The sequence below is a fragment of the Clostridium sp. ZBS2 genome, assembly GCF_023845855.1.
In the GTDB taxonomy this organism is placed as follows: domain Bacteria; phylum Bacillota; class Clostridia; order Clostridiales; family Clostridiaceae; genus Clostridium; species Clostridium aquiflavi.
Genome location: NZ_JAMQIF010000008.1, coordinates 141,127 through 167,610 on the forward strand (window position 1 = coordinate 141,127; position 26,484 = coordinate 167,610).

At 26.9% G+C, this 26,484-nt stretch carries 19 protein-coding genes, 2 riboswitches and 1 other annotated feature; all 19 genes read left to right on the forward strand.

Translation table 11 applies throughout. The annotated features are described in order from the left end of the window. The first annotated feature begins 262 nt into the window (after positions 1–262). Entirely contained in the window at positions 263–1,150 is an 888-nt protein-coding gene (locus tag NG918_RS06175; RefSeq protein WP_252212377.1) for a radical SAM protein, read from the forward strand. A gap of 72 nt (positions 1,151–1,222) precedes the next feature. Further along, positions 1,223–1,453 carry a hypothetical protein gene (locus NG918_RS06180; protein WP_012424825.1) on the forward strand — a complete coding sequence of 77 codons (231 nt, stop codon included), beginning with the start codon at positions 1,223–1,225 and terminating at the stop codon, positions 1,451–1,453. 265 nt (positions 1,454–1,718) lie between these two features. Beyond that, positions 1,719–2,240 carry a metal-dependent hydrolase gene (locus tag NG918_RS06185; protein ID WP_252212376.1) on the forward strand — a complete coding sequence of 174 codons (522 nt, stop codon included), beginning with the start codon at positions 1,719–1,721 and terminating at the stop codon, positions 2,238–2,240. Between the two features lie 200 nt (positions 2,241–2,440). Next, entirely contained in the window at positions 2,441–2,632 is a 192-nt protein-coding gene (locus NG918_RS06190; RefSeq protein ID WP_252212375.1) for a YwbE family protein, read from the forward strand. 273 nt (positions 2,633–2,905) lie between these two features. After that, positions 2,906–5,095 (forward strand): DNA topoisomerase III, encoded by a 2,190-nt coding sequence (locus tag NG918_RS06195; RefSeq protein WP_252225346.1) that lies wholly within the window; start codon positions 2,906–2,908, stop codon positions 5,093–5,095. Between the two features lie 386 nt (positions 5,096–5,481). Further along, on the forward strand, positions 5,482–5,979 hold the full coding sequence (locus tag NG918_RS06200) for a hypothetical protein (protein ID WP_252212373.1): 498 nt from the start codon (positions 5,482–5,484) through the stop codon (positions 5,977–5,979). A 48-nt stretch (positions 5,980–6,027) separates the two neighbouring features. Next, positions 6,028–6,219, forward strand: coding sequence for a hypothetical protein (locus NG918_RS06205; RefSeq protein ID WP_252212372.1), 192 nt, complete (start codon positions 6,028–6,030; stop codon positions 6,217–6,219). 93 nt (positions 6,220–6,312) lie between these two features. After that, positions 6,313–6,552, forward strand: a complete 240-nt coding sequence (locus NG918_RS06210) for a hypothetical protein (protein ID WP_252212371.1) — start codon at positions 6,313–6,315, stop codon at positions 6,550–6,552. Positions 6,553–6,921: 369 nt separating this feature from the next. Beyond that, positions 6,922–9,846 (forward strand): helicase C-terminal domain-containing protein, encoded by a 2,925-nt coding sequence (locus tag NG918_RS06215; RefSeq protein WP_252225349.1) that lies wholly within the window; start codon positions 6,922–6,924, stop codon positions 9,844–9,846. Between the two features lie 225 nt (positions 9,847–10,071). Then, positions 10,072–11,442, forward strand: a complete 1,371-nt coding sequence (locus tag NG918_RS06220) for an MATE family efflux transporter (protein ID WP_252212369.1) — start codon at positions 10,072–10,074, stop codon at positions 11,440–11,442. Positions 11,443–11,744: 302 nt separating this feature from the next. Then, entirely contained in the window at positions 11,745–12,932 is a 1,188-nt protein-coding gene (locus NG918_RS06225) for an MFS transporter (RefSeq protein WP_252212368.1), read from the forward strand. A gap of 99 nt (positions 12,933–13,031) precedes the next feature. Next, positions 13,032–13,133, forward strand: a riboswitch (purine riboswitch). A 138-nt stretch (positions 13,134–13,271) separates the two neighbouring features. Next, positions 13,272–14,636, forward strand: coding sequence for a uracil-xanthine permease family protein (locus NG918_RS06230; RefSeq protein WP_434062234.1), 1,365 nt, complete (start codon positions 13,272–13,274; stop codon positions 14,634–14,636). Positions 14,637–14,638: 2 nt separating this feature from the next. After that, entirely contained in the window at positions 14,639–15,211 is a 573-nt protein-coding gene (locus NG918_RS06235; RefSeq protein ID WP_252225352.1) for a xanthine phosphoribosyltransferase, read from the forward strand. Positions 15,212–15,466: 255 nt separating this feature from the next. Then, entirely contained in the window at positions 15,467–16,840 is a 1,374-nt protein-coding gene (locus NG918_RS06240; protein ID WP_252212366.1) for an MATE family efflux transporter, read from the forward strand. 852 nt (positions 16,841–17,692) lie between these two features. After that, a complete protein-coding gene (locus NG918_RS06245) occupies positions 17,693–21,133 on the forward strand; it encodes a pyruvate carboxylase (RefSeq protein ID WP_252225354.1) in 3,441 nt (1,146 codons plus the stop codon). Positions 21,134–21,517: 384 nt separating this feature from the next. After that, positions 21,518–22,813 carry an amidohydrolase gene (locus tag NG918_RS06250; protein ID WP_252225356.1) on the forward strand — a complete coding sequence of 432 codons (1,296 nt, stop codon included), beginning with the start codon at positions 21,518–21,520 and terminating at the stop codon, positions 22,811–22,813. A gap of 232 nt (positions 22,814–23,045) precedes the next feature. Then, positions 23,046–23,141, forward strand: a riboswitch (purine riboswitch). A 238-nt stretch (positions 23,142–23,379) separates the two neighbouring features. After that, positions 23,380–23,642 (forward strand) — a binding site (T-box leader). 174 nt (positions 23,643–23,816) lie between these two features. Then, the gene (gene tyrS, locus NG918_RS06255; RefSeq protein WP_252225359.1) at positions 23,817–25,031 is read left to right on the forward strand and encodes a tyrosine--tRNA ligase; all 1,215 of its coding nucleotides are present in this window, start codon (positions 23,817–23,819) and stop codon (positions 25,029–25,031) included. Positions 25,032–25,101: 70 nt separating this feature from the next. Further along, positions 25,102–25,914, forward strand: a complete 813-nt coding sequence (locus tag NG918_RS06260; RefSeq protein WP_252225362.1) for a purine-nucleoside phosphorylase — start codon at positions 25,102–25,104, stop codon at positions 25,912–25,914. A gap of 35 nt (positions 25,915–25,949) precedes the next feature. Next, positions 25,950–26,429 carry a methylated-DNA--[protein]-cysteine S-methyltransferase gene (locus tag NG918_RS06265; RefSeq protein WP_252225363.1) on the forward strand — a complete coding sequence of 160 codons (480 nt, stop codon included), beginning with the start codon at positions 25,950–25,952 and terminating at the stop codon, positions 26,427–26,429. Positions 26,430–26,484: the final 55 nt, after the last annotated feature.

A 26,484-nucleotide genomic window follows, 5' to 3' on the forward strand; every position in this document is an offset into this window, starting at 1 on the left:
TATGTGCAAAGATTTAACTAACTTATTAGTTAAAGAAAATTCTTTATATTGCTTTCAATAAATTCTAGAGCATTATGGCATTTGTTATTAAAATTAACCATTGTTCCATGACTTAAATTTATTTAAAAACGGAATAGTTACAAAGTGTTTAAATTAGATAAATTATGGATAAAATGTTTAATAATTGATTAAACATTATGATTACAAATAATGTTTATCTAGTGTAAATTAGAATAATATTATAATAGTAGAGGTATTTTTTATGAATTACGATAAAATTATTTATAGACCACCAATAGAATCAAATACTTTATTATTACAAGTAACATCAGGATGTTCGCATAATAGCTGTGCATATTGTAACATGTATAAAAATATAAAATTTCAAAAAGAGGACTTGAATCAAATAGAAGAGGACTTAAAAGAAGCAAGTAGATTACATAAAGATGATTCAAGAATTTATTTATTAAACGGAGATCCATTTATTTTAAATACAGAAGAATTAAAAAACATAGCTATTTTAATAAGAAAGTATTTACCTAAATGTAAGACAATAGCTATGTATGCTTCAATAAAAAGCATTAAATTAAAGACTATAGATGAATTAAAAGAATTACGCAAGCTTGGAATCAATGATTTATATATTGGTTTAGAAAGTGGAAATGATGAGGTTCTTTTAAATATTAATAAAGGAAATGCTTCAAAAGACGCTTTAGAGCAATTAAGAAAATTAGATGAAGCAGGAATAGGATATTATTGTATGGTTATGACTGGTGTTGCTGGAGCAGGTAAAGGAATAAGAAATGCTACTGATACAGCAAAATTATTAAATAAAGTAAATAGTAAGGGGATTTTTCCATTATCTTTAATATTAATGTCAGGAACAAAGTTAAATTCAGATTGCTTGCTTGGAAAATTCAAAGAAGCAACAGAATTGGAAAGATTAGTAGAATTAAGAACTTTGATAAAAAACTTAAATGTTAATGAAAATACATTGTTTAGTTCAAAACATGAATCAAATTTTATACAAATGTCTGGAAAATTACCAAGAGATAAAGAAGAATTTATTAAAAGATTAGATATAATACTTGAAAATTATGATGAAATGAGATTAAAATTTGAATTTAACAGAAATTTAAGAAGTTTATAATATTCGTACCATTTATATTAAATCTGAATACTATAAGAGTATGAAATGATAACTTAAGTAGGAGGATTTTAAATGAATGGTTATCAGCTGATAATGAAAGTTCAACAAAAAATGCAGGATCCAGTATTTGCTCAAAGATTTTATAAAACAGTTGGAGATCTTAAGGGAGTACCTGGACTTCAACAAGAAGTACTTAGAATTGCTCAAATACAAGATGAAAGAAAAAGAGAAAAAGCATTAGACAAATTACCTAGCAAGGTAAAAAAAGCGGTTCAAGATTTATTATCAATGATAGAAAATTAATAAGGTCATAGTAACAAAAATATTTAACTAAATTTAAGCTGATTAGAATTTATTCAATTATAATTTTCAAAAATTAAATATTAAGCTAAGAAGCATCTAAAATAATTTATATGTTTAGATGCTTTTTTAGTGTATTTTTTAGTAAATTCTAATTTGGTTTGCAAATAAATATCAATTTTATATCTAATTTTTTGGAAATATGGCGAATATGTAGTATAATAGCCAATATACTAATAGAAACCAAAGAAAAATTAGGAGAATAAAAATGAATTATAAAACTCATATAAATGGAGGTATTCTAGCGAGTTTTTATATAACTTCACAAATGCACAATATTGAATTATTACCAGTAACTATATTTGTTGGCGGTTCTATATTAGGAAGTCTTTTACCGGATATTGATCATAAAAGTAGTTATATTGGAAACAAAGCAAAGCCGGTATCTAGAGTTATAAATAAATTAGCAGGTCATAGAAAGCTTTTTCATTCACCGTTATTATATTTAATATTATATTTAATAGTGACATATCCAGTTAAAGATACACTTCAACTGATTTTTATTAATGGGTTATTCTTAGGAATAGTTTCTCATTTAATTTTAGATAGTTGTACAATTGGGGGATTACCTTGGTTTTATCCCTTAAGTAAAAAGAAAATATCATTAGGTAAAATAAAAACTAATAGTCAATTGGAATTTACTTTTTGTGGAATAATAATATTTATTAATATAGTAATATTATTAGATTTATTAAGAATAACATCAATATTTACATTTACACAACATTAAGTTGAGGTAATATATTTATTCGTGAAATTTATATATGATGAATTGTCAAGTTAAGTGTAATATCTTGTGTAAAAATAATGAGAAATAAAATAGATTGATAAATAAACAATTAAATAAAGTGTTTATTGAGTTGATAGCAGATAGTAAAAGACTGTTAGAATTTGCAATAGACATTAAGAATTTTAGAGGAGAATGCTGTTATGAATGGAACAAATAGATGTGATATAAAAATAGGTTCTAAGGTATTAGTTGTCAAGAAAGAGGATCAACGTACAGGAAAGTTAACTGAAGGAATAGTTAAGAGAATTCTTACTAATTCTTCTAATCATCATAGAGGAATTAAAGTTATGCTTGAAGATAATGTAGTCGGAAGAGTTCAAAAGATTCTTTAAATTTAAGTAGGTTTAAGTGAGTAAGAATATTATCACATGAGCTCGTGGTTTATAAAAATCTGTATTATCTATTGGATAGTGAATAAGATAAAATAATAATTTATAAATTTTATAAAGAAACATTATGAAAGATATATACTAAAGTTTATAGATCATAATATCACATATAACTTTATGATATAATTAAATTATACAACACAAAAATAGAGCTCTATTAAAATTTATATTATAAATTAGATTTTAATAGAGTTCTTTTGAGAGAGGAAGAAAATAATGAGTAAAATTCTTGTATTAGCTGAAAAACCATCAGTAGGAAGAGATTTAGCTAAGGTATTAAAATGTAATCAAAATAAAGGTTCTTATATAGAAGGAAATAATTATGTAGTAACTTGGGCATTAGGTCATTTAGTTACATTACTAGATCCAGAAGGATATGGAGATAAATATAAAAAATGGAGTATGGAAACTCTTCCAATGCTTCCTAAAAATATGAAGTTATGTGTTATAAAGAAAACTTCTAAGCAATTTTATGAAGTGAAAAAACAAATGCTTAGAAATGATATAACTGAGATAGTAATTGCAACAGATTCAGGAAGAGAAGGAGAATTAGTTGCTAGATGGATTATAGACAAGGTTGGAGTTAAAAAGCCAATAAAAAGACTATGGATTTCATCTCAAACGGATAAAGCAATTTTAGATGGTTTTAGAAATTTAAAACCAGGTTCTGCTTATGAAAATTTATATAGAGCAGCCCAAGGAAGAGCAGAAGCAGATTGGATTGTAGGACTTAATGTTACTAGAGCTTTAACTTGCAAATATAATGCTCAATTATCAGCTGGAAGAGTTCAATCACCAACACTTGCTATGATAGTTCAAAGAGAAGAGGACATCAAAAATTTTAAGCCTAAGGATTATTATACTATAATAGCTAAAAATAATAATTTAGCTATGGAGTGGTCATCTAATGATAATAATAATAGAATATATGACAATGAGATAGCAAAGAAATTAATAGCAGGATTAAAGGGTAAAGAAGGCGAAGTTTCAGAAATAAGCGAAAGCAATAAAAAACAATATTCACCTGCTTTATATGATTTAACTGAACTTCAAAGAGATGCAAATAGAATATTTGGATATTCAGCTAAACAAACTTTATCTATAATGCAAAGACTTTATGAAAACTATAAAATATTAACTTATCCAAGAACAGATTCAAGATATATAACAAGAGATATAGTTCCAACGCTTAAAGAAAGATTAAAAGCTATATCTGTTGGAAATTATTCATCATCTGCTAATCAAATATTAAAAGGAACTATACATGGTAGTAAAAGCTTTGTTGATGATTCAAAGGTAAGTGATCACCACGCTATAATACCAACAGAACAAAAGGTATCACTTGGAATGCTTAGCAAGGAAGAAAAAAATATTTATGATTTAGTTATAAAGAGATTTTTAAGTGTGTTATTACCACCTTTTGAATATATTCAGACTTCAATTAAAGTTAAGATTGGAAATGAAAGTTTTAAAGCTAAAGGTAAAGTCATAAAATCTAAAGGTTGGAAGATGGTTTATGATAAAAATGATGATCTTGAAGAAACAAGTGAAGAGGGTGTATTAAAAGAACAAGTACTTCCTAATTTATCAAAAGGTGATAAGTTAAAGATAAATTCTATAGAAATAAAGAATCATCAAACTAAACCACCAGCAAGATTTAATGAAGGTACACTTTTATCAGCTATGGAAAATCCTCAAAAATATATTCAGCTAGATAAGGAGTCAGCAAAGACTTTAGGTCAAACTGGAGGATTGGGTACTGTTGCTACAAGAGCAGACATAATAGAAAAGTTATTTAATTCTTTCGTAATAGAAAAAAGAGGTAAAGATTTATATCCAACATCAAAAGGAAAGCAACTTATTGATTTAGTACCAAAAGATTTAAAATCACCTCTTCTTACAGCTAAGTGGGAAAAGACACTAGATGATATAAGTAAGGGGAAAGAAGATGTTCATAATTTTATTTCTAACATGAGAAACTATGCAACAGCTTTAGTTCAAGATGTTAAATTCAGTAATGATAAATACATTCACGATAATATGACTGGTAAAAAATGTCCTGTATGTGGAAAATACATGCTAGAAGTTAAGGGCAAAAATGGCGTAATGAATGTATGCCAAGATAGAGAATGCGGTCACAGAGAAGGTGTATCTAAAATAACAAATGCTAGATGTCCTGAATGTAAGAAGAAATTAGAACTTAGAGGACATGGTGAAGGTCAAATATATGTTTGTCCAAATACAAATTGTAATTTTAGAGAAAAAGCATCACAATTCAAAAAGAGATTTGATAAAAAAGGCAAAGTAGATAAAAGAGAAGTTAATAATTATATGAAAAAAATGAAGAAGGAAGCAGAAGAATTTAATGATAATCCATTTGCTGCACTTTTAAAAGATTTTAAATAAATGCTCTGTTTTAGTAGAGTGTTGATATATACAATGCCACTTTACCTATTGTATATATCAACACATATTTAAAATAGAACTTTAAGCATGAAAAATAGTCTATTATATGTTGAATATAATAGGCTCTTTTTTGTTTAGAAAATTCTAAAAATAAAAGAATATTTAAATTTAAGAATTTAAGAATTTAAGAACTTAAGAATTTGATTGCAAAATGTGGGATTACCAGATTAAATTTTTAATAATAAACATGCTGAAATAATATATTTATAAAGTAAGACTTATAATAATTAAAAATACATTTGCAATATTTTAAGTATATAAGAATATTTTATATTATTAGGAATAATGTTTAACAATCTTCTTGAAAAATTCTGGAGGAAAGTATATTGGAAGATAAGAGCAATATAAAAATAAGATATTTGCATTCTAATACTAATAAAGAGTTGAAAAATAGATATACTGATGAATACAAAATTTATACTCCTAAAATTGCAAAAAAATATAAGAAGACTTTTAAAATTTTACTTAAACTTACTAAAAATAGAGATAAGACTTTATATATAATGTATGACAAGGTTAAAAAATGGTATGAAGCAGAAAATATAAACATGAGCATGGAAAAGATATATGTTAAAACAAAGCTAGGTTCTTATTTAAGTGGAGGCTGCGGAATAGAGGCATCTCTTTTAACTAACTTAACGGCAAGTGCTGTTTTTGCTTATACTAGTCTGTATATAAAAAAACTTGGAACTATATCAATACTATGCTATATGTTAATGATATCTTTCTATGGACTTATTGTACTAATCAAAGAAGATGATGAAGTAGAAATGTATAATTTATTTTTAGAAGTACTAAATGAATTAGGAACAAGCAGTGAATAAAATTTTTTTTTCTACACAATATATTAGTGTAGAAGGGAAGTGTTTAAGATGTATACACCTAAAAGATCTTGTAGTGAAGAAGAAAAAAATGTTAATCGTTATAATGGGGAAGGATATCACGACCTTGGAATGGTTACAGAAAATCAAATGTCAAATATAGCGTCTAATCCTTTAACTGAACATTATCATGTTAAAGGATTTAATGATAGTACAGGAGAAAAGTATACACATACCAAGTAAAATTAAGTAGTAAATGGTGTGAATTTCCAGAATAAAAAAGCATAAAAACTTAATTTTTACACAAGCTATATGTGTAGGAAGGAAGTGTTTGTTATGAGTAATGAAAACGGAAGTTGTGGTCATCATGATAACAGTAACCTTAAGACTTGTAATGGATGTTCATGCCATGAAAAGGAAACACCATTGACTAAAGAAACAGTGAATGATACATCAGGAAAAAGCGCCACTTGTAATAACTGGTCATCAGTACCTAAAAATTATGATATTAAAGAACCATTTGAAAAACATGAAAAAACTGCTACAAATAATCAATGGTGTTCTTGTTCAAAGTAATAAGAAAACATCTATATTACAAACATAAGTTTTAAACTTAATTCCTTTCAAAAATAATGAAGCTAAATCACACTAAATATCAAGAATATAGTTATATGTAAGTATAATAATTATAAATATTTATTTATAATACTTGATGCAAAAAGTGATTTAGTAAATTATTTGGAGAGTTCCAGATATAATAAATTTATTATGTCTGGAACTTTTTTATTGTATAAGAAAAGTATAGAATTATTAAAGCTTATAAAGCTAATAATATTTAAGATTAGGAATAGATTTAGTGAAGAATTGTATTATGATATAATTTTATTAGATTTATTAAAAAACACATATTTAAATTATTTAAATACTAGGAGTTAATAGTATATTATGGAACAATTAAAAAGCATTTTAGATAATGTTATATATCTAGATATTGAAACAACAGGATTAGACGAAAACAACTGTGAAATAATCGAAATTGGTGCAGTTAAAATAAAAAATTCAAGTGTAACTACATATGAGGTACTAATAAGACCTAAGGGAAATGTTCCTGTAAGCATTTATAAACTTTGTCAGGGGTTAAAAGAGGAAGAGCTGATGAACTCAAAGTACTTAGAAGATATAAAGAAGGAGTTGTTAGTTTTTTTAGAAGATTTGCCACTTATCTGCCATAATAGAGGCTTTGAAAGAAAATTTCTCTCTTATCATATTCCTGAGATAAAAAATGAAATATTTGATTCTATGGAACTTTCAGCAATACTTGAACCTTGGAGAAAAGAGTATAATTTAGATTCTTTAATAAAGAGTATCACTATTTTAGATAAAGATGAATTTCATAGAGGTCTTGAAGATTCAATTGATACTTTAAAAGTGGTAAACTCACTTTTATGTAGAGAGTGGATTAGAGAAGAAAGTAAAAAGAAAAATAAATCACTATATAATATTATAGATAAAGACTATGAATTTTTAAAACATTGGGAATGGAAAGAATATTTATTGAAGCCAATATTATTTAATATAGAGGATTATCCTTATGTAAGTTATGAAGAAAATAAAAGGCAAGATGTTAAGCTAAAAAGACTACCAATAGATTATGAAAAGTATGAAGATCTATTAGTTAATGAAGAAATATGGAATAATGGCGGTGATTTTGGCTACCAATATAGGGAAGATCAAAAGAACTTTTCAAATAAGATAAGAGAAAATATAGAAAATGAAAAAAGAATATTTATAGAAGCACCAACTGGAAGTGGAAAAACATTTGCATATCTTCTTATAGCAGCAACTAAAGCTTATTTAAACAAAAAGAATAAGAAAATAGAAGATGCAAGTTATTTTATATCTACAAATACCAAAGAACTTCAAAATCAACTTATTGAAAAAGATATACCAATGATACTTAAAAAACTTGGATTAGACAAAAAATTGAACTATGGAGCTATGAAAGGAAAAGCAAATTATATTTGCATAGATAGATTAAATAAATGTGATGCACTTAATGAAAGCAAAGAAAGTAGTTTAACTCAATTGTTTTTAAGAAGATTATGTGATGGTGGTAAACATGGAGATATAGAAAATATAAGCTATTGGGCATATATTCATTTTGAAATTGATAAATATTTAAAAGCAATAAATTGTGATAATGAATCTTGTGATTTGGATAGATGCATTAAACCATGTTATTTAAAAAATAGGTATAATGAACTTCCTAGTGAAAATATAACTGTTATTAATCATTCATTATTATCATGTTATCCATATTCTGAAAAGAAAAAGATAAACCACTTAATAATTGATGAGGCTCATAATTTAATGGATAAATGCTATGATTTCTTTTGTGAAGAGTTTATTTCTAATGAATTCATAGAGTTATTAAATCAAATAGAAAAAGGACATCCAAGTATTTATACTCAACTTAGGACATTAAATGCAGAATATGGGTATAGAGAAAATATAGATTTAAATAAATTGAGATTTTTAGTTGAAGAGATTAATAGTAATATAATTATACTGTTAAATGAGTTTAGAAGTATAGAATTAGCGAATGGTAAGTATAATTTTACTACTGAATTCTTTTTACCTAAAGATGAATTAAAAGATATAATGAAGGACTTAAGATTACCAATATCTAATATAAAAGAAAGTATATATGGAATATATAAGGTTTTAAATGATTATATAAGAAATATCACATTAGAAGATGAAACAAACGGAGATAAAGAGCTTAGAAGTTTGAATGATTATGTAGGCAAATTAAAAGATAACTTTAATATAATAGATAAATTTTTAGAAGAAAGTACATTTTACGCAAAAGAATTAGAAATAGATATGGAATATAAAGGATTTACATTTAGAAATATACCTTTAAACGTTGGTGAATTAGTAAATGAACATATGCTTAAAGAAGTAAAAAGTACAACTTTCTTATCAGCAACTTTAAGAATAGAAAATTCTTTTAAAAAGATAAAGAAACATTTAGGTCAAGAAAATTCTGATGAGTTTATAATTCCATCCACATTTAATTTAAAACAAAGAACAAAAATATTTGCTTTAAATGATATAGGTTCTTATGATAGTCCAAATTACACTAAGAATATGGCATATTTTATATTTAATACTGCTAAAAAGTTAAATGGACATATACTTGTTTTATTTAATAGTAACAATAGAAAACAAGAAGTTTTTGATGAATTGCAATTATTAACTAGTGGAACAAAGATAGAAGTTCATGTAAATAGAAAAGCTATTTCATCTCTAAATGATAAAAATAGAAGTGTTATAGTATTAGGGGGAAAGGGATTCTTTGAAGGAATAGACATAGCTGGAGAGGGACTTACATGTGTGATGTTAGATAAATTACCCAATTATAGTATAGATTACCCAATATTAAAAGCTATAACAACATATCAAAGTAAGAGATACCAAGAAGTTAATTATCCTCAACTATGTATAAAAATGAAACAGATATATGGAAGATTGATTAGAAGTGATTTAGATTATGGATATTTTGTTATATTAGATCCAGGGAAGAATTCTAATACAATAAGAAATATAGAAAGAGATCTTAGCGGTCCGGAAATTGAAATTCTTAATTCAGATAGAGTATTAGATAAAATTGATTATGACTATAAGTTTTGGAAAAAGTATAATTTAAATATTTTGTTAAGAGATATGAGAAAGAAAAATAAAAACATTGAAATTGAATTCAATAATGAAGCGAGAAAGCATAAAATTTTTTGGGAACTTTTAGGTACCAAAGATGAGCAAAGTTATTTTCGTAACATAGATTTTAATTTAAAGGCTAAATTGTAGACAATAAGGTATGATGAAAGTAAATATTGAAAGATGTATTTCACAATATTTTCACTATATTATAGATGATTTTTAGGCAATTCCAATACCAGTAAGTTTGTAGAAATATAAATTTACGTATCAAGGTGTCTTAACATTATGTACATATTGTAGTAACATTATGTATTAAGATGCTAAACATAGTTAGGGAATGTTTGAGTCTATATGATAATAGGAGTGAATAACATGAATAAAAATACAACAGATAAAATAACTACAGACTTAGGTAAAGATCCAATAGGAAAATTACTTTTTAGTTTGGCTCTTCCAGCTATTGTTGCTCAGCTTGTAAATATTTTGTATAACATAGTAGATAGAATATTTATAGGTAGAATTGCTAATGGAGACATAGCCATGGCAGGAGTCGGAGTTGCATTCCCAATAATTCTTATAATATCTGCATTTAGTGCATTAATAGGAATGGGTGGAGCGCCAATTGCAGCTATTAAAATGGGAGAAAAAGATAATGATGGTGCTGAAAAAATATTAAGTAATAGTTTTTCTACTTTAATAATATTAGGAATAGCTTTAACAATAGGATTTTTTATATTCAAAGAACCATTGCTTTGGGCATTTGGAGCTAGTGAAGCTACAATAGGATTTGCTAATGATTATTTAGGGATATATCTTGTAGGAACTATAGCAGTTCAAATAGCTCTTGGAATGAATTCATTTATTAATACTCAAGGATTTGCTAAAGTAGGTATGACTACTGTAATGATAGGAGCTGTTATAAACATAGTTCTTGATCCTATTTTAATTTTTGGATTTGATATGGGAGTGAAAGGGGCAGCTTTAGCTACAATACTATCTCAAACAGTATCAGCAGCATGGGTGTTGTATTTCTTATTTGGTAAAAAGAGTATACTTAAGATAAGAAATAAATATTTAATTCCAAATGCAAAAATAGTATTATCAATAATGGCCCTTGGAGTATCTCCATTTATAATGCAAGCTACTGAAAGTTTAGTTTTAATATCTCAAAATAACCAACTTTCACTTTATGGTGGGGATTTAGCAGTTGGAGCTATGACTATAATGAGTAGTATTATGCAAATAATACTATTACCACTTATGGGACTATCTCAAGGTGCTCAACCAATTATAAGTTATAACTATGGAGCAAAAAATGTTAATAGAGTTAAAAAAACATTTAAATTGCTTCTTATAAGTTGTTTATCTTATACCGTTATTATGTGGGTGCTTATAATGGTATCTCCACAAGGATTTGTAAAGTTATTTAACAGTGATCCTAAATTAATAGAAATGACATCATGGAGTATGAGAATATTTTTTGCTGGAATTATAATTTTTGGTGCACAAATAGCGTGCCAACAAACATTTCTTGCTTTAGGTCAAGCTAAAATATCACTTATATTAGCTCTGCTTAGAAAAGTTATTTTATTAATACCGCTTATTTTTATATTACCTATGTTTTTTGAAGATAAATTAAGAGGGGTACTAATGGCAGAACCAGTTGCAGATATACTAGCAGCAATATCAACTATAATTTGTTTTATAATTTTTTCAAAGAAATTATTTAAAATTAAGGAATAGAGAATTTTAAAAAGCATAAGGAATTGAATTGATTTATAGTTTTAATTAATTCAATTCTTTTTTTCTTTATATGGAAAATAAAAGTAAATATGTAAATATTATATGAATACAAAAAATATTAAATAATGCCTAATAAGACACAGATAATGCAATAATCATATACATTTGTTTGTAAGCATACTGCTAAATTTAAGTTTTTCACAAGTTATAGGATAATTAAACTTTAACTAATAGGAATAGTAATAAATCAAAATTGACAAAATAAATGTACATAAGGAAAAGAAAGCTAGGTGTAAATAAATATGAAAAAAGTATCCAAGAGATATTTACTTGTGTTAAATCTAACTGTTATGTTTGCATTTAATATGGCACATCCCGTTACTCCAAGGTTAATTACAGAATTATCATTACCTTCTTTTATGTTTGGTATATTTTTTGCTTTTATGTCTATTGCAACATTTATTTCATCTCCAGTTTGGGGAAAGCTATCCGATGAAAATGGAAGAAAAAGATATTTAATATATGGTGTTTGTGGATATGGAATAAGTCAAATTGGTTTTGGTTTTTCAAAAAATACAATATTCATATTAATCTTTAGATTATTAGCAGGTGCCTTTGCAGCAAGTTATATAACAGTTTCAATGGCATATATAACAGATATAACCAATAACAAGAATCGGATAAAATATTTGTCATATTATTCAGCTTTTGGTTACGTAGGAAGTTCTTTGGGATCACTTATGGGAGGTGTAATAGGAAGCAATAAATATAAATTAACATTTTTATTTCAATTTGTTGTATGTTTGATAATAACCTTGTTAATAAATTTTTTTATAGGAGAGAGCATAAGGACACCATCTTTGACTATAAACAAAAAACTTAAAATATATGAAGGTGAAAAAATTAAAATAAATCTAAAATCTGTACTAGGAATTATGATAATAGCAGTTGCATTAACTTCTTTTTCAACAACAAGCTATAATTCAACAATAAATTATTATGTTGAAGCAGTTTTAAAGTTATCACCTAGTGTAATTGGTATAGTGATGTTTGTATCAGGAATGATAGGTCTTATAATGAATTTTTTTGTAAATCCTCATTTAGCACAAAAATTTAATGAAAAGAATCTCTTTAAAGCAGTTGTAGTTTTTTCAGGAATATCTCTTATAATAGCATCATTAATAGAAAATTTAATTATTGCAATAATTTTTGTGATAATTTTTTTATCATTTATTTCTTTAATAATACCTATACAACAAAGTATAATATCTAAGGAAGCTAACAAAAATTATGGTATGATAATGGGAATGCAAAATTCGTCTAAAGCATTAGGAATGGTAGCAGGATCTTTATTTTCAGGATTTATATTTAATGTTGGAAGTAAGTTACCTTTTATAATAGCTGGATTAATATTAATAATTACATATTTTATATTAATTTATACAAAAAATTTTAAAGACGATGAATTTCCAAATTGCAAGAATTTTTGATAAAAAATGATTAGTTTTATTAAAAACTATTGTATTATATTGAGAACGTCTTAATAAACTATAATTTATTTGAATAAATAAAGTTTATATGTTATAATTTCAACATTCATACGAAAGGCTCGTATATTTTCGATATAATGGTTGAAAAGTTTCTACCTGCTATCCGTAAATTAGCAGACTACGAGGTATTGTTAAAATTCTTGATTAATTATTATCTAGAAATGCAACACCTCAAATTTTATAATTTGAGGTGTTTTTTTGTTAGATTTATTTAAGCATATATTAGTTATTTACGCGTCTTTAGGTATGATTATTTTTACTAAGAGGGGGATAAATAACATGCAATTAGAATTAGAGCAAACGAAAAGGCCTAAAATGAGACAAGATAATTTGTTGAAAAATCAAGAAGATGTACAATTACTTTATGGTATTGATGACAAACCTAATTTAACTACTCAAATATTATTGGCATTTCAAAATATATTTGCAGCATTTGGAGGAATTATAGTTGTCCCATTGGTTATTTCAAGTGCATTAGGATTTGACACTGCAACATCAACTGCTCTTATGAGTGCAACGATTTTAGCTGCTGGAATAGCTACAGTTATTCAATCTAGAGGAGTTGGGCCTGTAGGATCAAGAGTAGCATGTATAATGGGAACAGATTTTACCTTTGTTTCACCATCTATAGCTGTTGGAAGTGTTTTTGGAATTCCAGGTATTATAGGTGCAACAATTTTGGGCTCATTTGTAGAAATAATTTTAAGTTTTATAATTAGACCACTAATGAAATTATTTCCACCATTAGTTACAGGAACAGTTGTATGTTTAATAGGTCTTACATTACTTCCAGTATCTATGGATTGGGCAGCTGGTGGAGTAGGTTCATCAAGCTATGGTAGTATAATGAATATTTCAATTGCTATGTTAGTAATGGTTGTAACGTTGCTTTTAAATAGATACGGAAAAGGATTAGTTAGTAGTGCTTCAATTTTAATTGGTATGATAATGGGATATATAATATGTATACTACTTGGAATGATTGATTTTACCATTGTAAAAGAAGCAAATTTCGTATCATTTCCTAAAATATTTTCATATGGTGTAACTATTGATTGGAAAGTAGTAATACCTTTTATTCCTGCATATTTTGTTACTACAATAGAAACAGTTGGGTGCTTAAAAGCAATAGGTGAAGTTTCTAAAATAGATATGGACGATAAAAAAGTTGGAGCTGGTGTGTTAGCTGACGGAATTGGAAGTATGTTAGCAGGAGTTGTTGGAACATTTCCTAATACTTCTTTTAGTCAAAATGTAGGATTAATTCCTTTAACCAAAGTAGCTAGTAAGTATGTTGCAATGATGGCTGGAATTATATTGATTATATTAGGCTTTTTTCCTAAGTTTGCAGCTTTAATAAATATAATACCATCACCAGTTTTAGGCGGTGTAGGAATAGTTATGTTTGGTACTGTTGCAGCATCTGGAATTAAGACTTTAAGTAGAGTAAAGTTAAATAATAGAAATTTATTAATAATAGCAACATCAATAGGTCTTGGAGTTGGAATTACATTCCGTCCAGATTTTATAAGTCAATTACCAGAAGGATTAAAAATGATATTCTCATCTGGTATTTCAACTGGAACTATTGTAGCTTTAGTTTTAAACTTAATATTAAAAGATGAAAAAAGTGAGGTAAAATAAAAATGGAAAATTTACATAAGCGTATATTAGAAGAAGGACAGGCACTTTCAAATGAAGTGTTAAAAGTAGATTCATTTTTAAATCATCAAGTAGATGCTGATTTAATGTATGAAATGGGCACATATTTTAAAAATTACTTTAAAGATCATAATGTAACTAAAATATTTACAATTGAAAGTTCAGGAATTGCACCAACTGTCATGACAGCTATGCAAATGAATTTACCAATGGTAATATTAAAAAAACAAGCATCTAAAATATTAAATGGTGATGTTTATCAAACAACAGTACATTCATTTACAAAAGGTACAGATTATGAACTTACACTTCAAAAGAAGTATATAAATGAAGATGATAATATATTAATTATAGATGATTTTTTAGCTAATGGAGAAGCAGCACTTGGAGCGGCAAGATTAGTAGAAGGTGCTGGAGCTAAAGTTGCTGGAATTGGGATTGTAATAGAAAAATCATTCCAACCAGGTCCAAAACTTTTAGAAGAAAAAGGATATGATTTATATTCTTTAGCTAGAATAGAAAAGCTTGAAAAAGGAATCATAAAAATTAAAAAATAATGCTTTTAAAATTATATATGCATAACTAAAACTAGAATCGTAGTTAGATTAGTATTAATTATGAATTCTAGTTTTTGTTATTACTTTATTCTTTTGAAAATTTTATTACTAATTAATTTTTGTATAACTAAAACACATAGCATAATTTACTTTATTATAGAACACTTGGTAAATTTATATATTTTATGTTAGTATTGTACATGGAGTTTTTTAGATATTTGTAGTTATTTATATAGACAAAAGGGGGGAGAAATAGTGACAATAACAAAACAGTTAATAAACATAGTAGAAGATAAAGTATTTCTTCGTAAAACAATAGCCATTGCTATTCCAGTAACTATACAAGCTTTACTTAATACAACATTAAATCTTATAGATACTATGATGATAGGGCAATTAGGGGAAACCACCATTGCAGCTGTAGGACTTGCTAACAAAGTCTTTTTTGTATTTACATTATTATTATTTGGAATTGTAAGTGGATCATCAATATTAACAGCTCAATATTGGGGTAAAAAAGATATTAAAAATATAAGAAAAGTACTGGGAATATCTTTAATTATAGGTTTACTTGGAGCAATAATATTCGTTATTCCAAGTTTAATATGCCCTAATTTAGTTATGAGAATTTTTACACCAAATGAATCAACAATAGGTATAGGAGTTGCGTACTTATCAATTGTTGCATTAAGTTATCCATTAACAGCAATTACTAATGCTTATATTTCTTTATTAAGAGCTGTAAATGAAGTAAAAGCACCAGTTGTAATAAGTTTATTTTCAATTTTAATTAATGCAGTTTTAAATTATACATTAATATTTGGACACTTTGGTTTTCAAGCATTAGGGGTGCAAGGCGCTGCTATTGGAACTTTAATTGCTAGGATAGTTGAATGTATTAGTGTATTAAGTGTGGTTTACTTAAAAAATGGACCAGCTGCTGCAAGATTAAAGGAATTAGTTGATTTTAATAAAGAGTTTATAAAAATGTTCTTTATTACAGTATCTCCAGTTATTGCAAATGAGTTTATGTGGGGACTCGGAGTAACTATATATTCACTTGTATATGGAAGAATGGGTGATGGAGCAGTTGCAGCTATCACTATAACTCAAACAGTTGAACAAATAGCAGTAGTAATATTCCAAGGTATTAGTGCAGCAACAGCTGTTATTTTGGGAAATGAATTAGGCGCAAATAAACTTAAAAAAGCAGATATACATGCAAAATATCTTCTTATATTGCAATTTATAGCTACTTTATTTATAGGAATTATATGCTTTTTAACAAGATGGCCATTAATACATTTGTTTACGGTGACAGAATCAGTAGCAGTAGATATAAGCAAATGTCTAATAGTATTTGTATTATATTTACCTTTTAAAATGTTTAATTTAGTTAATATTACTGGAGTTCTTAGAAGTGGAGGAGATACTAAAGCAGGACTTATTTTAGATTCTACTGGAGTATGGCTTATAGGAATTCCTTTAGCTTATTTAGGCGGAATATTTTTATCATTACCTATTTATTGGGTTTATGTACTAGTATTAGCAGAAGAAATTTATAAATTTGTTTTAAGCTTTAAAAGATATAAAAAAAAGAAATGGTTAAAAAATATTGTTGAAATATAATGGTTTAGATACTACTTATTAAAATTAAGGCTATGTTTAAAAATAGTATTAATATTATAGTATAAGCCTAGTGGACAGAGGGATTTACTTTAGGAACTTTAGAAATAGATATTAGCCTGGTTAAAAAATAGCTGAGAGTATTTTGTTACACTTAGCTATTTTTGTATTTAAAATGCTAGGGGTTAAATCAGTATTTAGAAAATTATTATAAGTAAGTACAAAATAATACTTTCAATATATTAATTTAGTAATAAGTATATTTTTCTATTATAGAAAGAAAATAATGTTATTGATATAATTTTTAAGGAGAATAGATAATTAAAAAAATTATAAGTATAATTATGTCTACAGTATTAATATCTAGTTTAATTGCATTTAGTAATGAATTTCTTAAGAACAATGCTATAAATAATTTAAATGATGAAGAAGTGTTTTTTGATTTTTAGATATAGATGATATTTATGAAAAAATAAGGCTTAAAAATACAAATTAAACAGAATTAGATGATTAATTGTTATAATGTAAATATTAAAGATATTATGATTTTACATAATAATACGAACTTTATAACTAAAAAATTATTTGTAAGATTGAATAAATATTGATAAAAATTTATAATATATTATCAATATTTTAAAAATAAAAATATTGATAATTGTTGGTGTTTAAGATTTTTATTATTTATTGGAGTAAAATTAATAATGATAGAATTAAAAGAAAAATAATAACGAATATTAAGTGATAATTTTAGGCAAATGTGCTATAATTTTTATAATATTATCAATTAAATTAATTAAATCAATCAAATGTACTGTAATTATAATAATAAGAAGAAACAAAGGAGTGTATTAATTGGGGAAGAAATTTAAAAGAGTATTAGTTGCCAATAGAGGAGAAATTGCAATAAGAATATTTAGAGCATGTCATGAACTTGGAATAAGAACTGTTGCTATATACTCAGAAGAAGATAAACGTGCTCTTTTCAGAACTAAAGCGCATGAAGCATACCAAATAGGCAAAAATAAGGGGCCGGTAGAAGCATACTTAAATATTGACGAGATTATAAAGCTCGCATTAAAGAAGAATGTAGATGCTATACATCCAGGGTATGGATTCTTATCTGAAAACCCTGAATTTGCAAGAAGATGTGAAGAAGTAGGGATAGAATTTATAGGTCCAAAATCTGAAATGATGGATCAATTAGGCGACAAGATAAAATCAAAAATAGTTGCTAAAAATGTTGGAGTTCCTGTAATACCAGGAGTAGAAAAACCAATAAATTGTGAAAAAGAGGCAATGGAGATTGCTGGTATGTGCGGTTATCCAGTTATGATAAAAGCTGCTGCTGGTGGCGGTGGAAGAGGTATGAGAATAGTAAGGCATGAAAATGAGCTCGTTGATGCATTTTTAAGTGCCAAAAATGAAGCTAAAAAGGCATTTGGTATAGATGATATGTTTATTGAAAAATACATAGAAGGACCAAAGCATATAGAAATTCAAATTTTAGGAGATAAATATGGAAATGTAGTTCATCTTTATGAAAGAGATTGCTCTATTCAAAGAAGACATCAAAAAGTTATTGAAATTAGTCCAGCTTTATCTTTAACTCAAGAAAAAAGAGAAGAAATATGTGCTGATGCATTAAAAATAGCTAAAGCTGTTGATTATAGAAATGCAGGGACTTTAGAATTTTTAGTAGATATGCACGGAAATCATTATTTTATAGAAATGAATCCAAGAATTCAAGTAGAACATACAATAACAGAAATGACTACAGGAATAGACTTGGTTCAAAGTCAAATTTTAATAGCGCAAGGTTATGCATTAAATTCTAAAGAAATTGGGATATATTCTCAAGAAGATATAAAACCAAGAGGTTACGCTATTCAATGTAGAATAACTACTGAAGATCCATCAAATAATTTTGCACCTGATACAGGAAAGATAGATGTTTATAGAACTAGTTCAGGATTTGGTATAAGACTAGATGGAGGAAATGGCTTTGGTGGTGCAGTCATAAGTCCTTATTATGATAGTTTATTAGTGAAAACAACAGCGTATTCAAGAACTTTTGAAGATGCTGTTAGAAAATCAATACGTGCAATAAAAGAGTCAACAATTACAGGCATAAAAACAAATGTAGACTTTTTAATAAATGTATTAAATAATGAAACATTTAAAAAAGGTGAGTGTGATACTAACTTTATATCAGAAAACCCACAATTGTTTGATATATCACCACAAAACGATAGCGAATATAAATTACTTAATTTTATTGGTGAAAAGTTAGTAAATGAAACAAAAGGAATTAAGAAAGAATATGATGTTCCTGTAATTCCTATAGTAAATTCTTTAGATGGTTTATCAGGAACTAAGCAAATATTAGATGCAGAAGGTCCTGATGGGGTAGTCAAATGGATAAAAAATCAAAATAAATTATTGCTTACGGACACTACAATGAGAGATGCTCAACAATCATTAATGGCTACTCGTGTTAGAAGTAAGGATATGAAAAATATAGCTAAGGCAACAGCTGTATATGGAAATGACTTGTTCTCACTTGAAATGTGGGGTGGAGCTACTTTTGATACTGCATATAGATTTTTAAAAGAATCTCCATGGAGAAGACTTGACTCATTAAGAAAAAGAATTCCTAATGTTATGTTCCAAATGCTTATTAGAGGTGCTAATGGGGTTGGATATAAAAACTATCCAGATAATGTTATAAGAGAATTTATAAAAGAATCAGCAAACAGTGGAATAGATATATTTAGAATATTTGATTCACTAAATTGGTTAAAAGGAATAGAAGTATCTTTAGAAGAAGTACTAAAAGCTAATAAAATAGCAGAAGTTGCACTATGTTATACAGGTGATATTTTAGATGAGAATAGAGATAAGTATAGTCTAAAATACTATGTAGATAAAGCTAAAGAAATTGAAAAAATGGGTGCACATATACTTGCAATAAAAGATATGTCTGCATTGCTTAAACCTTATGCAGCTAAGAAACTTATAACTGCATTAAAAAATGAAGTTTCAATTCCAATTCACCTTCATACACATGATACTACAGGTAATGGTGTTGCAACTGTATTAATGGCAGCAGATGCTGGAGTTGATATTATTGATACAACTTTTAATAGTATGTCAGGACTTACAAGTCAACCAGCTTTAAATTCAATAGTTGCAGCTCTTAATAATACTGGAAGAGATACGGGAATTGATATACGTGGAATTCAAAAATTATCTGATTATTGGGATGCAGTAAGACCTGTATATGATCAATTTGAATCTGATTTAAAATCAGGTAGTGCGGAGATTTATAAATTTGAAATTCCAGGAGGACAATATTCAAATTTAAAGCCACAAGTTGAAAGTTTTGGACTGGGACATAGATTTAATGAAGTGAAGAAGATGTATAAAAAAGTAAATGATTTACTTGGAGACATAATAAAGGTTACACCATCTTCAAAAATGGTTGGTGATATGGCTATATTTATGGTACAAAACAATTTAACTCCTGAAAACATATATGAAAAAGCAAAGAATATGGCTTTCCCAGATTCTGTGGTTTCATATTTTAAAGGAATGATGGGTCAACCAGAAGGCGGATTTCCTGAAGAATTACAAAAACTTGTTTTAAAGGGAGAACAACCTATTACAGTTAGACCAGGAGAACTATTACCACCAGAAGATTTTGATAAAATCGAAAAATACTTAAAAGAAAAATATAAATTTAAACCATGCAAAAGAGATATACTAAGTTATGCTTTATATCCAGATGTATTTGAAGACTTTATAAAGTCAGTATTAAAATATGGTGATGTAAGTCTTATGGGAAGTGATGTATTTTTCCATGGCTTATCTGAAGGTGAAACAAGTGAAATTGAAGTTGCTGAAGGTAAGACTATGATAGTTCAATTAATTGAAATTGGAAAATTAGATAAAGAGGGATATAGAACTGTTGACTTTGAAATAAATGGTAATAGAAGAGAAATAAAAATAAAAGATAGAACTGAGAGAGCTACAAGTGCATTGAGCTTAGATAATCCAACTAAAATGGCAGATTCATCAAATAAGCTTGAAATTGGTGCAAGTATTCCAGGAAATATAATAAATGTACTTGTTAAAGAAGGGCAAGAAGTTAAAGAAGGCGAAGGTTTAGTTGTGATAGAAGCAATGAAAATGGAAACAAATATAGTTGCTAGTTGTGATGGAATTGTAGAATATGTTTTTGCTAAAGAGGGAGAACAAGTAAAAACAGGTGAATTATTAGTAAAACTAAAATAAATTAGTAAAACTAAAATATATGAATAACGAAAAAACAACTTGATTATTTAATTTAATAATCGAGTTGTTTTTTGTTTTGTTTTGTATATTTGATAACAGTGTATTCATTTAAACATTTTAAATATGATTTTTCTATATTATACATTTAGTTTTAAATTTATAATATTTTTTTCGGTTAGTAAATATGTATAACGTTTAATATATCTATTTGAAAAAATAATATAGAAAAAATTATTAAATATGAATAATGAAATATAAAAAAATAAGTTTTTAAATAAAAATAGTTGTTGAATGTTATAATTATTTTTGGTAATATATCATAAATTATAATAAGCAAATTTATAATACTAGCTACCGTAAATAAAAGAAATGGGGATGCTTATTATGTTATTTAAAAATATTACAATGATTGATGAAAATTTTAATACTATTGAAGGAACTAATATTTTAGTAGAGGATAATAAAATAGTATATATTGGAGAAAATATTCAGGAAAACTATGTTGGTGAAGTGTATGATGGTAAAAATAAGGTTGCAATGCCAGGATTTTTCAACACACATTGCCATGTACCAATGACGTTACTTAGAGGATATGGCGAAGGTTTACCTTTACAAAGATGGTTAACTGAAAGAATTTTTCCATTTGAGGCTTTACTTACAGATGAAGACTGTTATTGGGGTACTTTACTTGGAATATCTGAAATGATAAAAAGTGGGGTAGTATCTTTTACTGATATGTATTCTCATCTTGAATCTTTAGTACAAGCTATTGATGAAACAGGAATAAAAGCAAATATTTCAAGTTCATACTTAAAAAATGATGATAATAATGATTATTTTAAACATAATTCATATAAAGAAACAGAATTTATAAGAAATTATGCTAAAAGTTCTAAAAATGCAGCTATTAAAGGTGATGTATCTATACACGCTGAATATACTTCATCAGAAGAGTTAGTAAAACAAATTTCTGAGTATTGCAATTCTACAGAAATGAATATGCATATACATCTTTCAGAAACAATACTTGAGCAACAAGCTTGCAAAGAAAGACATGGGGGATTAACTCCAGCTGAATATTTTTGTAAATGTGGAACTTTTAATAGTAAAACAACAGCAGCTCATTGTGTTTTTCTTGAAGGTAATGATTTTAATATTCTTAAAGAAAATAATGTTACAGTATCACATTGTCCAACTAGTAATTTAAAACTTGGTAGTGGAATAGCGCCAGTGAAGACTATGCTAGAACATGGAATTAATGTGAGTATTGGAACTGATGGTGCAGCAAGTAATAATAATCTTAATATGCTTGAAGAAGTTAATCTTGCAGCTTTATTACATAAGGGTGCTAATAATGATCCATTATTCTTAAGTTCAAAAGAAATACTAAAAATATCATGTTTGAATGGTGCAATGTCACAAGGAAGAGATGATTGTGGTTGTATTAAAGTAGGAAATAGAGCGGATATTGTTGTTTATGATTTCAATAGTCCTCATATGCAACCAGTGCATGATGTTTTAGCAAATATATTTTATTCTTCACAAGCAAGTGATATTTGTTTATCTATGATAGATGGAAAAGTTGTATATAAAAACGGAATATTTACAACTATTGATATAGAAAAAGTTTATTATAATGTTAATAGAATTAAGAATGAAAAAATTTCTAAGTTAAAATAGAAATTTTATATATTAATAAAGTTTTGGCGAGAAAAATTTTAGATTTAAAGTAAGTTTTTCTCGCTATTTTCTTTATATATAGGTGTATTTTAAAAAGAATTATTTACATTAAATATATTAAAAAAAAGTTAATATAATGTTGACTTTATATTTTTACTATGATATTATATTGTTTAAATAATACGGTAGCGAAATTTATAATTTGCATTTTAATTGAATAATAAACAATCATTAATTAAATAATATTTTAACTTATATAAGTTCATAATAGGTTGAACGTTTCTACCAACTACCATAATAGTTGATTATAAGTTAATCCTTTTACGGGATTGCTATATTCAAATTTTTATGAGTGTTGGTTTTTTTGTACATAAAAATAGAATAAATTGATAAAATATAGTAAATTCTCGTACAAATACTTTATTTTAAAATTGAAAGTGGTTACAAAAAATAGAATTTATATTACTTGACAAATAAAAAATATTTATCTATAATTGTAAATAATTTAATATATACATAGCATAACGAAGATTTATATTTTATATATTTCGGAGTATGAGATTTAAAGAAAAGCTTTGAAAAGAAAAAGTAGAAATTAGTTAAGCCAAACAGAAAGTTGCCGGATGATGAGAGGAACTTGGAATTCTAATTTTGAATACATCTTAGAGCTTCAAACTGAACAGATTTAAAATCTAATTAGGTGAGACGTATCCTTGCACACGTTATAGTGCTAAAGTATATCCATAAAATATGGCGTACTTGAAGAGGTTAATTATGTGAGTAATTAATAAATTAAGGTGGTAACACGAGATATACTCTCGTCCTTTATAAAATAAAGGATGAGAGTTTTTTTTGTTATCATATTTTATCGTGTATATTTAGAAATGCGAATGTGAGAGAAGTTATACACAACTAAAACTAGCCTTAATAATTTTTATTAGCTTTTATAAATCTTATAGAACTTGCTTATATTAAAAATTTTAAATATAAGGAGTTATGATATATGAAAAAGACAATTGATGAACAAATTAAAATTATAGCAAAGGGAGCAGCAGATATTATAAGCATAGAAGAATTAAAAGAAAAGCTTATCAAATCTGAAAAGGAAAATAAACCCTTAACAATTAAATTAGGTTTAGATCCAAGTGCACCAGACATACATCTAGGGCACGCAGTTGTTTTAAGAAAAATAAAACAACTGCAAGATTTAGGACATAGAGCTGTTATTTTAATTGGAGATTTTACAGGAAAAATTGGAGATCCAACAGGTAAGTCAAAAACAAGAAAGCCATTAACACAAGAACAAGTTTTAGAAAATGCAATGACATATCAAAAACAAATTCTAAAAGTTTTGGATAAGGAAAAGACAGAAATTAGATTTAATAGTGAATGGTTATCTAAGTTAACATTTGAGGAAGTATTAAAGCTAGCAGCAACTACTACAGTTGCAAGGATGCTTGAAAGAGATGATTTTAAAAATCGTTATAGTACTAATGCACCTATTGGTATCCATGAATTTTTTTATCCTTTAATGCAAGGATATGATTCAATTGTATTAAAAGCTGATATAGAGCTTGGAGGAACAGATCAAACTTTTAATATTCTTATGGGAAGAACTTTACAAAAAGGCATGGAAATGGAACAACAAATAGCAATATTTATGCCGATTTTAGAAGGATTAGATGGAGTGGAAAAGATGAGTAAAAGTCTTGGAAACTACATAGGAGTAGATGAAAAAGCAGAAGTAATGTTTAAAAAGATTATGGAAGTACCAGATAGTCTTATTATAAAATACTTTGAATTAGCAACGGATGAACATCCAGATAGAATAGATGAAATAAAAAGGGAGATTGAAAATGGAAAAAATCCTAGAGATGTAAAATTAGAACTTGCTAAAATTATTACAGGCTTATATCATTCAAAAGAAGAAACAAAGTCTGCTATTAAATACTATGAGCAAGTATTTAAAAATGGAAATTTACCAAGTGAAGTGCCAGAAATAAAAGTACCTATAGATATTTTTAAGTTAAAAGAAATAAGTAAGATTTTTGTAGAAGAAGGAGTTGTTCCCTCAAATAAAGAGTTTAGAAGACTAGTAGAACAAGGTGGAGTGCAAGTAAATACTGAAAAGGTACTAGATTTTGATAATATTAAAATAAATGATAATGATATCCTAAAAATAGGTAAAAAGAAATTTATTAAGATAAAAAAGCTATAAGTATTTTACAATATTCAGATTTGCGGTTAATATAGTAGTATATAATAAATTTAACAATGGAGGAAATGCTATGTACAATAAAATAATGGAATCAGTAAATTACATTAATGAAAACGTAAGAAGAAACCCTAAAATTGCAGTAATACTTGGATCTGGATTAGGAGATTTAGTTAATGTTGTAGAAGATATAGAAAGTATATCTTATGAAGAAATACCTAATTTCCCAGTTTCTACAGTTAAAGGCCATGAAGGAAAATTAGCTTTTGGAAAAATCAATGGTGTTGAAGTATTATTAATGCAAGGAAGATTTCACTATTATGAAGGCTATAATATGAAAGAAGTTACATACCCAATATATGTAATGAAACAATTAGGAATAGAAAAAATAATAGTAACAAATGCTTGTGGTGGAATAAATACAAACTTTGAACCAGGAACATTAATGATAATAAATGACTTTATAAACTTATTTGGAACAAATCCATTAATTGGAGTTAATGATGAAAGATTAGGAACTAGATTCCCAGATATGTCAGAGCCATATAAAATAGAACTTATGAATAAAGCTAAAAAAGTTGCTGATGAGTTAGGAATAAAATATGATGAAGGTGTTTATGCTGGATTTATGGGACCATACTATGAAACAGCTGCTGAAGTTAGAATGATAGGAAAACATGGCGCTGATGCAGTAGGTATGTCAACGGTACCAGAAACAATTGTTGCTAACTATTTAGGAATGGATGTATTAGGAATAGCTTGTATTACTAATATGGCAACAGGAATACAAAAAGTTAAACATTCACATGAAAGAGTAGTAGAAACAGCTCAAAAAGCATCAGCTAACTTATGTAAATGGGTATCAAAAGTTATAGAAGTTATATAACTTAAATATAAAAAAAGATAGGGGATTTGTATTTAGTGAAAAATATATTTTTCTATGAAACAGTTCTTGGGAATATAGGAATAGCGGATAATGGAAGCGCTATCACAAATTTATATTTTAATAGAGATAGTGTTGCTGAAGATATGATTTTAATTGAAACTGATCTTATAAAAAAAGCTTTCGCTGAGCTAGAAGAATATTTTTGCAAAAATAGAAAGCAGTTTGAAATTCCGTTAGAGCCATATGGTACTGATTTTATGAAATCTGTATGGAATGAATTGCAAGATATTCCATACGGAAAAACTTGTACTTATGGAGATATAGCTGAAAAAATAGGAAATCCTAAGGCATCAAGGGCTGTTGGTCTTGCTAATAATAAGAATCCAATTCCTATCTTTATAGCATGTCATAGAGTTATTGGGAAAAATGGTAAGCTAGTTGGGTATTCAGGTGGTTTAGATATAAAAGAAAAGCTTTTATATTTGGAATGTTCAAATAATAAGACTGTGTTTTAGTAAAATGTTTGATATATGCATAAGTAAAGTGGACTGAGTAATTGAACTTAGGAAT